The 14037-nt window shown below is 69.6% G+C and carries 10 protein-coding genes; 3 read left to right on the top strand and 7 right to left on the bottom strand.

What is annotated here, in order from left to right:
* Window positions 1-13: 13 nt before the first annotated feature.
* The 5 genes from ACWDR3_RS01075 to ACWDR3_RS01055 all read right to left on the bottom strand — a co-directional run bounded on the left by ACWDR3_RS01075 (window position 14) and on the right by ACWDR3_RS01055 (window position 6645).
* Window positions 14-1405 (bottom strand): alpha-amylase, encoded by a 1392-nt coding sequence (locus ACWDR3_RS01075; protein WP_450349742.1) that lies wholly within the window; start codon window positions 1403-1405, stop codon window positions 14-16.
* Between the two features lie 121 nt (window positions 1406-1526).
* Window positions 1527-3206 (bottom strand): glycoside hydrolase family 13 protein, encoded by a 1680-nt coding sequence (locus ACWDR3_RS01070; protein ID WP_450349740.1) that lies wholly within the window; start codon window positions 3204-3206, stop codon window positions 1527-1529.
* Window positions 3207-3385: 179 nt separating this feature from the next.
* Window positions 3386-4282 carry a sugar ABC transporter permease gene (locus tag ACWDR3_RS01065; protein ID WP_450349739.1) on the bottom strand — a complete coding sequence of 299 codons (897 nt, stop codon included), beginning with the start codon at window positions 4280-4282 and terminating at the stop codon, window positions 3386-3388.
* A 13-nt stretch (window positions 4283-4295) separates the two neighbouring features.
* A complete protein-coding gene (locus tag ACWDR3_RS01060) occupies window positions 4296-5291 on the bottom strand; it encodes a carbohydrate ABC transporter permease (RefSeq protein ID WP_450349738.1) in 996 nt (331 codons plus the stop codon).
* An 85-nt stretch (window positions 5292-5376) separates the two neighbouring features.
* A complete protein-coding gene (locus tag ACWDR3_RS01055) occupies window positions 5377-6645 on the bottom strand; it encodes an extracellular solute-binding protein (protein WP_450349736.1) in 1269 nt (422 codons plus the stop codon).
* Between the two features lie 308 nt (window positions 6646-6953).
* On the opposite strand from ACWDR3_RS01055, the gene ACWDR3_RS01050 reads away from it, so the two are divergent.
* Both ACWDR3_RS01050 and ACWDR3_RS01045 read left to right on the top strand, forming a co-directional pair.
* Window positions 6954-7988 carry a LacI family DNA-binding transcriptional regulator gene (locus tag ACWDR3_RS01050; RefSeq protein WP_450349734.1) on the top strand — a complete coding sequence of 345 codons (1035 nt, stop codon included), beginning with the start codon at window positions 6954-6956 and terminating at the stop codon, window positions 7986-7988.
* 131 nt (window positions 7989-8119) lie between these two features.
* Complete coding sequence (locus ACWDR3_RS01045) at window positions 8120-8983, top strand: phosphatase PAP2 family protein (protein ID WP_450349732.1); 864 nt, start codon at window positions 8120-8122, stop codon at window positions 8981-8983.
* 79 nt (window positions 8984-9062) lie between these two features.
* On the opposite strand, the gene ACWDR3_RS01040 is transcribed toward ACWDR3_RS01045, so the two are convergent.
* A complete protein-coding gene (locus ACWDR3_RS01040) occupies window positions 9063-9959 on the bottom strand; it encodes a LysR substrate-binding domain-containing protein (RefSeq protein WP_450349731.1) in 897 nt (298 codons plus the stop codon).
* 72 nt (window positions 9960-10031) lie between these two features.
* On the opposite strand from ACWDR3_RS01040, the gene ACWDR3_RS01035 reads away from it, so the two are divergent.
* On the top strand, window positions 10032-11027 hold the full coding sequence (locus ACWDR3_RS01035; protein WP_450349729.1) for a DMT family transporter: 996 nt from the start codon (window positions 10032-10034) through the stop codon (window positions 11025-11027).
* Here ACWDR3_RS01035 and ACWDR3_RS01030 read toward each other — a convergent pair.
* Window positions 11006-14029, bottom strand: a complete 3024-nt coding sequence (locus ACWDR3_RS01030) for a bifunctional [glutamine synthetase] adenylyltransferase/[glutamine synthetase]-adenylyl-L-tyrosine phosphorylase (protein WP_450349727.1) — start codon at window positions 14027-14029, stop codon at window positions 11006-11008. The two genes, ACWDR3_RS01035 and ACWDR3_RS01030, sit on opposite strands and share 22 nt — an antisense overlap.
* Window positions 14030-14037: the final 8 nt, after the last annotated feature.

Raw genomic sequence — 14037 nt, 5'->3', positions numbered from 1 at the left:
AGATCCGCGCAGCTCAGCAGGCCGACTTGCCCGCGTAGATCGCCAGTGCCGTGTTGCTGCCCAGGGTGGCCGTGAACTGGCCCGAACTGTTCACCGTCACCGTCGTGTTGTTCTGCACGTTGCAGTACGTGCCCGCCGCCAGTGACGTCTGGTAGGTGCGGGACAGGCTGCTGGACTCGTGGTTGATGGCGACATAGCCCTTGCTGCCGCGCCCGAAGGCGATGGCGTCGTTGCCGTTGTCCCACCAGTCCGTCATGGCCTGCCCGCGGGTGGTGTTGCGGAAGGCGACCATGGACTTGATCTCCGGCCAGGCGTGCTGGCACTTCCAGCCGTCCTGCCAACAGGCCGTCACCGAGCCGCCGTTGGGCGGTCCGGCGTCCGCGTCCGACCACTCGTAGCCGGAGTTGATGTCCGGGGCGCCGTACGGGTAGGCGAGCATGAAGACGTTGGCCAGCGTGTAGTTGGCGCCGTCCTTGTAGTTGAGCGTGGAGCCGTTGCGCTCGGTGTCGTGGTTGTCGACGAAGACACCGGCGACCGAGCTGCTCAAGTACCCCCAGCCCTCGCCGTAGTTCTTCAGGTACGCGAGGTTCTCGTTGTTGAAGACCCGCTTGAGGTCGTAGGCGTACCGGAACTCCTGCACGTCGCCGTTGCCCGTGTACTCGGTGGGCTGGACGGCCTCCCCGCTGCCGTAGATGACCTCCTGCTTCCAGTACGCGGAGGGGTTGGTCAGGCGGGACTTGATGTTCGCCAGGTCGGCGGTGTCGATGTGCTTGGCCGCGTCGATGCGGAAGCCGTCGACACCGAGGGTGAGCAGGTCGTTCATGTACCCGGCGATGGCCGACCGGACGTAGTCCTCACCGGTGTCCAGGTCGGCCAGGCCCACGAGTTCGCAGTGCTGGACGTTCCACCGGTCCTGGTAGTTCGAGACCTGGGAGGTGCAGTCGTCGAAGTCGTAGGAGGAGTACAGACCCGGGTAGTTGTACTTCGTGTACGACGACCCGCCCGTGCCGGTGCCGCTGCCCGCCGACATGTGGTTGATGACGGTGTCGGCGACCACCTTCACCCCGGCCGCGTGGCAGGTGCTGACCATGTTCTGGAAGGCCGTGCGGTCACCGAGCCGACCGGCGATCTTGTACGACACCGGCTGGTACGACGTCCACCACTGCGAGCCCTGTATGTGCTCGGCGGGCGGGGAGACCTGGACGTAGCCGTAGCCGGCCGGGCCCAGGGTGTTGGTGCACTCCTTGGCGACCGAGGCGAAGTTCCACTCGAAGAGGACGGCGGTGACGTCCTTGGTGCCGGGCGGCGAGGCCTGCGCGGGCGTCGGGGTCATGACAAGGGAGAGCGAGAGGGGGAGGGCGGCGGCCGTGAGGGCGAGGCCGCCGGAGAGGGTTCTGCGTGCCATGCGGGGGCTCCTTCACCATTGAAGGTTCTTGCTGAAAACTTTCAACTACCTTGCGGTGACGGAGATGTTAAGGGCCCGCCGCCCAAAAGGGCAGCGGGCCGTGTGAAGTTGCTGCAAGAAATTACGGCGTCGTGGTCCACCACACCGTCGTGTCGGCGGGCACCTTCGCCTCGCCGTCCGCCTCGGTGATCTCCCCGCTGGCGAGCAGGACCCGCCCGTGCGCCGGAGTCGTCACCGACTCCCCGCTGGTGTTCGCGACACACACGAACTCCCCGCGCCGGAAGGCGAGTACGCCCTCGGGAGCCCGCAGCCACTCGACGGAGTCCCCCGCGCCCAGGTCGGGCTGGGTACGACGGGCGGCGAGCGCGGCCCGGTACAGCTCAAGCGTCGAGCCGACCTTCCCGGTCTGCGCCTCGATGCTCAGCTCCCCCCAGCCGTCCGGCTGCGGCAGCCAACTCCCGCCGCTCCCGAAGCCGTACGACGAGCCCTCACGCGTCCACGGGATCGGCACCCGGCAGCCGTCGCGGAAGCCGTCCTGGCCCGCGCCCCGGAAGTACGCCGGGTCCTGGCGCACCTCGTCCGGCAGGTCGACGACGTCCGGCAGGCCGAGCTCCTCGCCCTGGTAGACGTAGGCGGAGCCGGGCAGCGCGAGCATCAGCAGGGTGGCCGCGCGGGCCCTGCGCAGACCCAGCTCCCGGTCCCCCGCCGTGCGGATCTGGGTGCCGAGGCCGGGCGGGTTGGCGAAGCGGGTGGCATGGCGGGTGACGTCGTGGTTGGACAGCACCCAGGTGGCGGGGGCGCCGACGGGACGCATGGCCTCCAGCGTCCGGTCGATGACCGTGCGCAGTTCCTTCGCGTCCCATTCGGTGCTCAGGTACTGGAAGTTGAAGGCCTGGTGGAGTTCGTCGGGGCGGACGTAGTTCGCGGTGCGCTCGACGGTCGGGGTCCAGGCCTCGGCGACGAAGATGCGTTCACCGGCGTACTCGTCGAGAACGGTTCGCCACTGACGGTAGATCGCGTGCACGCCGTCCTGGTCGAAGAACGGCATGACATCGTTGCCCAGCAGCTTCAGCTGATCGTGCGAGCCGAGGTCGGGCAGGCCCGGCGCCTTGACCAGGCCGTGGGCCACGTCGATGCGGAAACCGTCGACGCCCATGTCGAGCCAGAACCGCAGGATGGAGCGGAACTCGTCGCCGACGGCCGGGTGTTCCCAGTTGAAGTCGGGCTGTTCCGGGGCGAAGAGGTGGAGGTACCACTCGCCGGGGGTGCCGTCCGGTTCGGTGACCCGCGTCCAGGCCGGGCCGCCGAAGATGGACTCCCAGTCGTTGGGCGGGAGTTCGCCGTTCTCGCCCTTGCCGGGGCGGAAGTGGTAGCGGTCGCGCGACGGCGAGCCGGGGCCCTCCGCGAGTGCCCGCTTGAACCACTCGTACTGGTCGGAGGAGTGGTTCGGGACCAGGTCGACGATGATCCTGAGGTCGAGCTCGTGGGCGTCCCGGATCAGCGCGTCGGCGTCCAGCAGGTTGCCGAACATCGGGTCGACGGCCCGGTAGTCGGCGACGTCGTAGCCGGCGTCCGCCTGCGGCGAGGCGTAGAACGGGCTGAGCCACACGGCGTCGACGCCGAGGTCTCTCAGGTACGGGAGTCGGGAACGTACGCCTTCCAAGTCGCCCATGCCGTCGCCGTTGCTGTCGGCGAAGCTGCGCGGGTAGACCTGGTAGATCACCGCGTCCCTCCACCAGTCGCTGCGCGTGGCCTTGGCGGAGTTGGATGCCGGGGCGATGACGTCGTGCTGCTGGGTCATGGCGTCCTTGGTACGTAACGGGGTTCTGGGCATGGGGAGTTGGAGACGAGGCGGCCATGGTGTCAGCGGGGTCGGATGGACACCGTGGCCGCCTCAGTTTTTGGGAGCGGCGCCGTCGTGGCTGGTCGCGCAGTTCCCCGCGCCCCTAAAAGCTAAAGACGGGGCGTTGGCGGACCCTGCTATCCCTTTGTGCCGCCTGCTGTCAGGCCTGTCACCAGGTTCTTCTGGACGAGGTAGAAGAACGCCGACACCGGTATCGCGATCAACACCGCCGTCGCCGCCATGAGGTTGCGCTGGGCGTCGTGTTCGCTGACGAAGCTCTGGAGGCCGACGGCGAGGGTGTACTTCTGGTCGTCCAGCATGAACGTCGTGGCGAAGGCGACCTCGCCGAAGGCGGTGATGAAGCTGTAGAACGCGGCGACCGCCAGACCCGGCTTGGCGAGCGGCAGGATCAGCCGCGCGAACGTGCCGAAGGGGGTCAGCCCGTCGACGCGTCCGGCCTCGTCGATCTCGAACGGGATGGTGTCGAAGTACCCCTTGAGGAGCCAGGCGCAGTACGGCACCGCGGTCGAGCAGTAGACGAGGATCAACCCAAGGTAGCTGTCGATGAGTTGCAGGTCGGCCAGGATCTGGTACATCGGCACCATGAGTACGGCCACCGGGAACATCTGGGTGACCAGCAGCACCCACATGAACTTCCGGTAGCCCGGAAAGCGCATCCGGGACACGGCGTAGCCGGTGGTCGCGGCGACGAACACGCCGAGCAGCGTGGTGCCGAGCGAGACGATCAGCGAACTCTTCAGCCAGTCGAAGAAGTTGGTGTGCTGAAGGACGAACGAGTAGTTGTCGAACGTCATCTTGGACCAGATGCCGCCGGGGTGCAGATAGTCGTCCTTGTCCGGGCCGAGCGACAGGAACACCAGCCAGGCGACCGGGAACAGCGCGATGACGCTCGCGCCGAGCAGGATGCCGTGGGAGGCGAGTGAGCCGGCACGGCTGTTCTCGCCGCGGCGCCTGGTGCGGGCCGGAGCCGGGGGCGCGACGGTGGCGGGGGTCTCGACAGTGGTCGTACTCATGGAAGCTCCCGCCTCAGATCGCGAGTTGCTGGTCGTTGCGGCTGAGCCAGCGGCGGTAGAAGGAGGTGAAGACGATCAGGATGGCCAGCAGCAGGATGCCGTAGGCGGCGGACTGCGCGAAGTCGCGCGGCTGTTGGCCGAAGCCGAGGTAGTAGGCCCAGGTGACCAGGATCTGCGCGTCCGGGGCGGTGTTGCCGAACAGCAGGAAGATGACGGCGAACTGGTTGAAGGTCCAGATGATGCCGAGGAGTACGACGGTGGAGCTGACGGACCGCAGGCCCGGCAGGGTGACGTACCGGAAGCGCTGCCAGGCGGTGGCGCCGTCCATCTCGGCAGCCTCGTACAGGGTGCCGTCGATGGACTGGAGGCCGCCGAGCAGGGAGACCATCATGAACGGCACCCCGCACCAGGTGTTGACCATGATGGCGGCGAACCGCTGCCAGAAGGTGTCCTCCAGCCAGGCGGGACTGGGCAGGTGCAGTGCGTCCAGGGCGGTGTTGATGATGCCGCCGTCCGCGAGCATGAACCGCCAGCCGAAGACGGTGACGAAGGTCGGCACGGCCCAGGGCAGCACGAGGATCAGCCGGTAGAAGGTGCGGCCGCGCAGCTTCTGGTTGAGCAGGAGTGCCAGGCCCAGGCCGATCGTGTAGTGCAGGGCGACACACAGCGCGGTCCAGACGATGGTCCAGATGAAGTGCGACCAGAAGCGGTCGTAGGACGTCGGGCCGAACAGGATGTCCTTGTAGTTGTCGAGCCCGATGAACTTGTAGGTGGCGTCGATGTGGTTGACGCCGATCGTGCGCGCGGTGTTGAGGCTGTTGGCGTCGGTGAGGGTCAGGTAGAGGCCGTACACCAGGGGGTAGAGCACGAGGACGCCGAGGACGATCGCCACCGGGGCGATCATCGCGTACGCGTACCAGTACTTCTGGTAGCTGCGCCTGAAGCGCCCGTCCCGCGGCGCTCGGTCACCGCGGCGCTTGCCGGTCGCGCGGTCGATGGCGACTGTCATGGTTCAACACCTTCTGAAAGACAGGCCGGTGACCGCCGGATCGCTCCCCCGGTGCTGACAGGGCGATCCGACGGTCACGCGGGGCTCACTTGCTGAAGTCCGGCACCAGCTTGGCGATGGCCAGTTCAGCGTTGCTGAGGCCCTTGTCCAGCGACTCCTTGCCGCCGGCGATCTTCGGCAGTTCGGTGTCCAGCGGGGTCCACAGGGAGCTGTACTCCGGGAGCGCGGGCCGCGGTTGGGCGGCGGGCAGGACGGTCTGGAAGCCGGCGATGCCCGGGTCGGCCTTGACCTCGGCGGTGTAGGCGTCGTCGCGGGTGGGCAGCGTGGAGTTCTTCAGCGCGATCTGCGACTGGGACTTGGCGGAGGTCATGAAGTTGACGAACTTCAGGGCCGCCTTCTGGTGGGCGGAGTCCGAGCCCGCGTAGACGGACAGGTTGTGGCCGCCGGTCGGGGCGCCCGCCTTGCCGGTGGAACCGGCCGGGACGGTGGCGATGCCGAGGTTGGCCTTGTCCTTGAAGGCGCTGCCCTTGTAGAAGTTCGTGATCTCCCACGGGCCCTGGATGATCGCGGCGACCTTGCCGTTGACGAACGCGTCCTGGATGTGGGCGTAGGCGTCGGCGGTGGTGTCGGCCTTGTGCAGGCCCTTGCCGGAGAACAGCCCCTGCCAGGTGCCGTACGCCTTCTTGGCGGCGTCCGAGTCGACGGTGATCTTCTTGGCGGCGGCGTCGACGGTGTCGGTGCCCTCGCCGTAGAGGAAGCTCTGCGCGTAGTAGGCCTGGGTGGAGCCCCAGTAACCGTCCACGCCCGTCTTGGACTTGATGGTCGCGGCGGCGGTCTTGAGGTCGTCCCACGTCTTGGGCGCCTCGATGCCGGCCTTCGCGAAGAGCGCCTTGTTGTAGACCAGCGCGAGGGTGTCGGTGACCAGCGGGACGCCGTAGGTCTTGCCGTCGTACTGCGCCTGCGTGATCAGGTTGGGCTGGAACTTGGCCTGGTCCGCGAGGGCTTCGGTGCCGTCCAGCGGCAGGAAGTAGCCCTTCTTCGCGAAGGCGGGGGTCCAGCCGACCTCGGAACGCAGCACGTCCGGGGCGCCCGTGGCGCCGGCGGCGGTGTCGAACTTGTTCTGCGCCTGGTCGAACGGGACGTTGACGTACTTGACCTTGATGCCCTTGTTGGCGGCCTCGAACTGCTTCGCCAAGGCCTGGTAAGTGGGCGCCTCGTTGGTGGCGTTGGAGGTGTCCCACCAGGTGATGGTGACCGGGCCGTCCGCCTTGTCGCCGCTGTCGCTCCCGCCGCACGCCGTCGCCGCGAGAGCGAGGGACGCCATCAGCGCGGTGGCCGCTATGCCACGCCGCATGAGTTCTCCTTGAGGGTGAAAGCCCGTGTGCTGCTGCCGACTGCGCCGTTGCGGCGGCCGGGCGATTGGGAACGTAACAGCGTTGCAAGGAAGACGAAAGACCTTGCAGCAAAAAACTGCAAGACGACCGGAGAGTTACTCGCGTGTGACCTGACCTTGATCGCCTGGAGGCACCTATTGAAGCGGCTGAGCGGGTCGGCGACACTTGTGCAAGACTCTGCAAGCTCTTGCCGTGTACCGACCAGGACATGAGGATCGCTATGAGGCAGCAACCCACGGCGGGCCGACGGCCGGTACAGTCCACCCCCGTGACCACACGGCTTGCCGACATCGCCGCCCAGGCGGGGGTGAGCGAAGCGACGGTCAGCCGGGTCCTCAACGGCAAGCCGGGCGTCGCCGCCACCACCCGCCAGTCCGTGCTCGCCGCGCTGGACGTGCTCGGCTACGAACGCCCGGTCCGGCTGCGGCAGCGCAGCGAGGGTCTGGTGGGGCTGATCACCCCGGAGCTGGAGAACCCCATATTCCCGGCCCTGGCCCAGGTCATCGGACAGGCGCTGACCAGGCAGGGCTACACCCCCGTGCTCGCCACCCAGACCCCGGGCGGGTCCACCGAGGACGAGCTGACGGAGATGCTGGTGGACCGTGGGGTCGCCGGCATCATCTACGTCTCCGGACTGCACGCCGACACCACGGCCGACATGGAGCGCTACGACCGGCTGCGCGCGCAGGGCGTGCCGTACGTGCTGGTGGACGGCTTCTCGCCGAAGGTGCAGGCGCCGTTCATCTCCCCCGACGACCGCGCGGCGATGACGCTCGCGGTCACGCATCTGGTGTCGCTGGGCCACACCCGGATCGGACTCGCCCTCGGACCGAAGCGGTTCGTGCCGGTGCAGCGCAAGATCGAGGGCTTCGTACGCGCGATGCAGGACCTGTTGGGCCTGGCCGCGCAGGAGGTCGAGTCGGATCTCGTCCAGCACTCGCTGTACACCCTGGAGGGCGGCCAGGCCGCCGCCGGCGCACTGATCGAGCGGAACTGCACGGCCGTGGTCTGCGCGAGCGACATGATGGCGCTGGGCGCGATACGGGCGGTCCGCCAGCGCGGTCTGGACGTCCCGCGCGATGTCTCGGTGGTCGGTTTCGACGACTCCCCGCTGATCGCCTTCACCGACCCACCGCTGACCACGATCCGCAAGCCGGTGCCGGCGATGGGCCAGGCGGCGGTCCGCACGCTCCTGGAGGAGATCGGCGGAACCCCCGCCCCGCACAGCGAGTTCGTGTTCATGCCTGAGCTGGTGGTACGGGGTTCGACCGCCTCGGCACCCGGAGAGCGCGGTCGTCCCTAGGGCGGAGAACCCGGGGTCCCGACCGGTTCGCAGGTAGGAGTGCGGGGCGTCTTTCCGTCGTAGGACATGCGCCCTGAACCAGCCCAAGGGATGATCGGTCGAGGAAGGCGTTTCTGGCAGACTTTGTGTCTATGGGTGAGTCGACCGTGACCAGTCTGGAAGACCGTGAGCAGACGGCAGTTCCGGACCCCGGCACGGCCGGACGAAGGCCGGGGTTCCTGCGTCGGCTGCGTACTCCGCGCCGGCCGCGGCTGTGGTTCGAGATCCTGCTGATCGGCGTCAGTTACTGGACGTATTCGCTGATCCGCAACGCGGTTCCGGAGCAGCGCGGTGAGGCGCTGCGCAACGCCGACTGGATCTGGAAGGTCGAGCACCATCTCGGCATCGCGGTCGAGGAGTCGATCAACCACGGTGTGAACTCGGTGACTTGGCTCATCGTCGGCATGAACTACTACTACGCGACACTGCACTTCGTGGTGACGCTGGGTGTGCTGGTGTGGCTGTACCGCAGTCATCCGGGCCGTTACGCGGCGGCGCGCATGGTCCTGTTCGCCACCACCCTGGTCGCGCTGGTCGGTTACTACCTGTATCCGCTCGCCCCGCCCCGCCTGATGAACGGCAGCACGTTCGTCGACACCGTCATGGTCCACCAGACCTGGGGTTCGATGGCGTCCGGCGACCTGAAGCACATGTCGAACCAGTACGCCGCGATGCCGTCCATGCACATCGGCTGGTCCCTGTGGTGCGGCCTCACGATCTTCGCCCTGGCCAAGGTCCCGTGGGTACGCGTACTGGGCCTCCTCTACCCCGCGGCGACCCTGATGGTCATCGTCTCCACCGCCAACCACTTCTGGCTCGACGCGGTCGGCGGCATGCTCTGCCTGGCCTTCGGCTTCACGGTCGCCCGCCTCTGGTACGGCGCCCTGCCGTACTCCCTGCCCCAGCTGCCTCCGGCGAGGGGCACGGGGAAGCGCCTGCTGCCTACGAGGGCGTAGGTCGGGGCGAGAGGCGTCCGCGCTCGGCGGAGTGCCGGGTTCGGGCGCGAGCCGCTGCCCGAGGTGCGCGGGCCGCGTATCAGCGGGGCGCTCCCGCCGCCTCCCGTAGCGCCTCCAGGAACGTCCGCAGCGCGGGCTGCACCGGTGCCGACTCCCGTACCGCCGCGCTGATCGTGCGGGTCGGCTCCGGCCGCCGCACCTCCCGCAGTACCACCTGCGGATGCCGGCCGCCGCCCAGCCCCAGCCGCGGGATCAGGCTCACCCCGAGGCCCGCCGCGACGAAGCCCTGTGCGGTGACGTAGTCCTCGCTCTCGACCACGAACCTCGGCCGGAACCCGGCGGCCTCGCACGCGCTCAGCTGGGCGTCCAGACAGGGCCCGGGCCACTCGCTGCCGACCCAGGGCTCCTCGGCCAGCTCCGCCAGCTCCACGGTCCGCCGGCCCGCGAGCCGGTGCCCCTTGGGCAGGACGGCGAGGTAGGGATCGTCGAGCAGATGCAGCAGCCGTACGCCGTTGGCCTGCCGCCCCGCGCCGACGACCAGCGCGAGATCCGCCCTCCCTTCGCGCACGTCCGGCAGCGGATCCTCGGGGTCGATCAGCTTCAACTCGACCTGCACGTCCGGGTGTTCGGCCCGCATCCGGGCGACCGCCGGAGCGACGAGCGCCGACCCCGCCGTGGCGAAGTACCGCACCGACAACCGCCCGGTACGCCCCGCGAGCAGATCGGCCAGCGCCGTCTCCGCCTCGGCGACCTGCCGGCCGATCGCGTCGGCGTACTCGGTGAGCAGCAGCCCGGCAGCCGTCGGCCGCACCCCCCGCCCGGACCGCTCAAGCAGCGCCGTACCGGCCTCCTTCTCCAGCGCGGCGACCTGCTGACTCACCGCGGAGGGCGTGTACCCGAGGCTCGCGGCCGCCGCCGTCACCGACCCGCTGCCGACCACCGTCCGCAGCACCTGCATCCGTCGCACATCCAGCATGTAGGAGAGGTTAACAGTGCTTGCACTATCTTTCACTTGTCCTTACGGCTATCTGCGGGCCACCGTGGACCCATGCCGCTCGCCTCCTCCCTCCGCATGGCCGTCCTGGCGCTCCTCTGGGGCTCCGGGTTCCTCTGGATCAAGCTCGCCCTGGACCACGGCCTCACGCCGGCCCAGATCACCATCGCCCGCTGCGCCCTGGGCACAGCCGTACTCCTGCTCCTGGCCCGCCGCGCAGGTCAGTCCCTGCCGCGTTCCCGCAAGGTATGGGGCCACCTCGTCGTGGCCGCGCTCTTCTGCAACGCGCTGCCCTTCGCGCTCTTCAGCGTGGGCGAGCAGACGGTCGACTCGGGCGTCGCCGGCGTCCTCAACGCCACAACTCCCCTGTGGTCCCTGCTCATCGGCGTCACCCTGGGCACGGACCGCGGCCTGACCCGAACCCGCCTGACGGGTCTCCTGCTCGGCTTCGCCGGTACGGTGTTGATCTTCGCCCCCTGGCACCGCTCGGGCCTGTTCGGCTGGGGCGCCCTCGCCCTGCTGGCCGCCGCCGCGAGCTACGCCGTCGCGTTCGCCTACATGGCCCGCCATCTCACGTCCCGCGAGGCCCCGTTGGCGGTCTCGGCGGCCCAACTCCTCACGGCCACGGCCTGGAGCACGCTGGCCCTCCCGGTCGCGGGCCCCCTGCACGCCGACACCACGGCCTTGTTGGCGGTCACCGCCCTGGGCATCCTCGGCACGGGCGTCACCTTCTACCTCAACTACCGCCTCATAGCGGACGAGGGCCCGACGAACGCGGCGACGGTGGGCTACTTGCTGCCGGTGGTGTCGGTGACGCTGGGCGCGCTGGTCCTGGACGAGCGGGTGGGTTGGCGGGTGGTGACGGGGATGGCGGTGGTCCTGACGGGCGTGGCGCTTTCCAGCCGGCGGCGTCCTCTTTCCAGCCGACGCCCTTCACTTTCGAGCCGACGCCCCATGGACGCGCCCCAAAGGGGCGCGGGGAACTGCGCGACCAGCCCCCACCGGCCCGCAGCCGACCAACAACCCCCTCACATCGCCGCCGCCCCATAAAACAGCTCGTCCACAACACCCCGTGCCCGACGCGCCGTACGGCGATACGCGTCCAGCATGTCCCCCGCATGCCCCGGCCCATACCCCAAGTACCGCCCCACCGCGGCAAGTTCCCGACTCTCAGAGGGAAACGTGTCCCCGGCCCGCCCCCGCACCAACATCACCGCATTACGAACCCGCGTCGCCAACACCCAAGCCTCATCCAGTATTTCGGCATCCTCACCCGACACCAGCCCGGCGGAGCACGCCGCGGCGAGCGCCTCCCGAGTCCGCGTAGTCCGCAACCCCGGCTCCACCCACCCGTGCTGCAACTGAAGCAGTTGCACAGTCCACTCCACGTCGGACAACCCGCCCGGCCCGAGCTTGGTGTGCAGCTTCGGGTCGGCCCCGCGAGGCATCCGCTCCGACTCCATCCGAGCCTTCAACCGCCGGATCTCCCGCACGGCATCGTCCCCGAGCCCCTCGGCGGGATACCGCAGCGGATCGATCAGTTCAATGAACCGCTGCCCCAACTCCGCGTCCCCGGCCACGGGTTCGGCCCGGAGCAACGCCTGCGACTCCCACCCCAGAGACCACCGGCGGTAATACGCCTCGTAGGAGTGGAGCGTCCGCACCAAGGGCCCGGACTTGCCCTCGGGGCGCAGGTCGGCGTCGATGAGGAGCGGCGGGTCCGCGCTCGGCACCTGGAGCAGCCGGCGCATCTCGGAGACGACCTTGTTGGCGGCTTCGGAGGCCTCCCGTTCCGGCACTCCCTCGCGCGGCTCGTGCACGAACAGGACGTCCGCGTCGGAGCCGTAGCCGAGTTCGTGACCGCCGAAGCGGCCCATGCCGATGATCGCGAACCGGGTCGGCAGGGTGTCGCCCCAGCCGCCCCGCACCACCGCGCGCAGCGTGCCCGCGAGGGTCGCCGCCGTCAGGTCGGAGATCGCGCCGCCGACCCGGTCCACCAGGGCGCCCTGGTCGGCCTCGACGGGGTGGGTGTCGGTGCCGTAGGAGCCGACGATGTCGGCGGCGGCCGTACGGAAGAGTTCCCGGCGGCGCACCCCGCGTGCGACGGCGACCGCCTGGTCGGCGTTGTCGGCGCGCCGCACTCCGGCGAGCACCTCCTGCTCCAGGTGGGCCCGGTCGCGCGGCTCCAGGCCGCCGCCACCGGCACCCCCGTCACCGCCGCCGTCGCCGAGCAGGGCCACCGCTTCCGGGGCCCGCATCAGCAGGTCGGGGGCGAGGCGTCCGGCGGACAGCACGCGGGCGAGGTTCTCGGCGGTGGCGCCCTCGTCCCGCAGCAGCCGCAGGTACCACGGTGTCTTGCCCAACGCGTCCGACACTTTGCGGAAGTTGAGCAGTCCCGCGTCCGGGTCGGCGGAGTCGGCGAACCAGCCGAGCAGCACGGGCAGCAGGGTGCGCTGGATCGCGGCCTTGCGGCTCACCCCGGAGGCCAGCGCCTCCAGGTGCCGCAGTGCGGCGGCCGGGTCGGCGTAGCCGAGGGCGACCAGCCGTTCGCGGGCCGCCTCGGGGCTCAACCGGGCCTCGCCGGGGGCGAGTTGGGCGGCGGCGTCGAGCAGGGGACGGTAGAAGAGCTTCTCGTGCAGGCGGCGTACGACGGAGGCGTGCCGGCGCCACTCGCGGGTCAACTCGGCGACCGGGTCGGCGCGCAGGCCGAGGGAGCGGCCGATGCGGCGCAGGTCGGCCTCGTCCTCGGGGACGAGGTGGGTGCGGCGCAGCCGGTAGAGCTGGATGCGGTGTTCCATGGAGCGCAGGAAGCGGTAGGCGTCGTCGAGCTGGACGGCATCGGCGCGTCCTACATACCCGCCGGCGGCGAGGGCCTGGAGCGCGTCCAGTGTGGTGCCGCTGCGCAGGGAGGCGTCCGCCCGCCCGTGCACCAACTGGAGGAGCTGCACGGCGAATTCGACGTCTCTCAGTCCACCCGGCCCGAGCTTCAGCTCGCGGTCGACCTCACCGAGCGGGATGTTCTCGACGACCCGGCGGCGCATCTTCTGCACGTCGGCGACGAAGTTCTCGCGCTCGGCCGCCTGCCAGACCATGGGGGCCAGCGCGGTGACGTACTCCTCGCCAAGCTCCAGGTCGCCGGCCACCGGGCGGGCCTTGAGCAGGGCCTGGAACTCCCAGGTCTTGGCCCAGCGTTGGTAGTAGGCGAGGTGGCTGCTGAGGGTGCGGACCAGGGGGCCGTTGCGGCCCTCGGGGCGGAGGTTGGCGTCGACGGGCCAGATGGAGCCCTCGACGGTGGTCTCGGAGCAGATCCGCATCATGTGCGAGGCGAGTTTGGTGGCGGCGCGGATCGCCTTGCCCTCGTCGGCGCCCTCGACGGCCTCGCCGACGAAGATCACGTCGACGTCCGAGACGTAGTTCAGCTCGTGGCCGCCGCACTTGCCCATCGCGATCACCGCGAGCCGGCACAGCGCGGCGTCGTCGGGCGCGGCGGCGCTCGCGATGGCGAGGGCGGCGCGCAGGGTGGCGGTGGCGAGGTCGGCGAGTTCGGCGGCGGTCTGGGCGAGGTCGGTGGTGCCGCACACGTCACGGGCGGCGATGGACAGCAGGCAGCGGCGGTAGGCGACGCGCAGGGAGACCGGGTCGGTGGCCTCGGCGAGCCCGCGCTCGAACTCCTCGACGCCCGGGTGCAGATCGCGCGGCTCGTAGGTGACGAGGGCGTGCCAGTCGTGCGGATGCCGGGCGAGGTGATCGGCGAGCGCGGAGGAGGCGCCGAGCACCCCGAGCAGCCGGTCGCGCAGCGGCTTGGCCGCTATCAACGTGTCGAGCAGCGTCCGCCACGCGGTGGTGTCGGGCTGGGCTTCGAGCAGTCGTACCAGCCCCAGCAGCGCGAGGTCCGGATCGGCGGTGGCCCCCAGTGCCTCCAGCAACACCGGGTCATTGCGCACAGGCGTCAGCTCACCGCTGTCCAGCAGCCGCTCCGCCGCCGAGGGATCGGTGAAACCGTGCCGCAGCAGCCGCGAAAAGGTACTGCTCCTGCGCCCCGGCGCCGTCATCCCGGCCT

The organism is Streptomyces sp. NPDC001002 (genome assembly GCF_053599215.1).
Note: the sequence above shows the minus strand (reverse complement) of the source record. Positions and strands in the feature narration are given on the sequence as shown.

Coding starts and splice junctions, on each gene's coding strand:
- ACWDR3_RS01060 (WP_450349738.1), bottom strand. CDS start 5,291: ATGACAGTCGCCATCGACCGCGCGACCGGCAAGCGCCGCGGTGACCGA.
- ACWDR3_RS01035 (WP_450349729.1), top strand. CDS start 10,032: ATGCCGCTCGCCTCCTCCCTCCGCATGGCCGTCCTGGCGCTCCTCTGG.
- ACWDR3_RS01030 (WP_450349727.1), bottom strand. CDS start 14,029: ATGACGGCGCCGGGGCGCAGGAGCAGTACCTTTTCGCGGCTGCTGCGG.
- ACWDR3_RS01055 (WP_450349736.1), bottom strand. CDS start 6,645: ATGCGGCGTGGCATAGCGGCCACCGCGCTGATGGCGTCCCTCGCTCTC.
- ACWDR3_RS01075 (WP_450349742.1), bottom strand. CDS start 1,405: ATGGCACGCAGAACCCTCTCCGGCGGCCTCGCCCTCACGGCCGCCGCC.
- ACWDR3_RS01040 (WP_450349731.1), bottom strand. CDS start 9,959: ATGCTGGATGTGCGACGGATGCAGGTGCTGCGGACGGTGGTCGGCAGC.
- ACWDR3_RS01045 (WP_450349732.1), top strand. CDS start 8,120: ATGGGTGAGTCGACCGTGACCAGTCTGGAAGACCGTGAGCAGACGGCA.
- ACWDR3_RS01070 (WP_450349740.1), bottom strand. CDS start 3,206: ATGACCCAGCAGCACGACGTCATCGCCCCGGCATCCAACTCCGCCAAG.
- ACWDR3_RS01065 (WP_450349739.1), bottom strand. CDS start 4,282: ATGAGTACGACCACTGTCGAGACCCCCGCCACCGTCGCGCCCCCGGCT.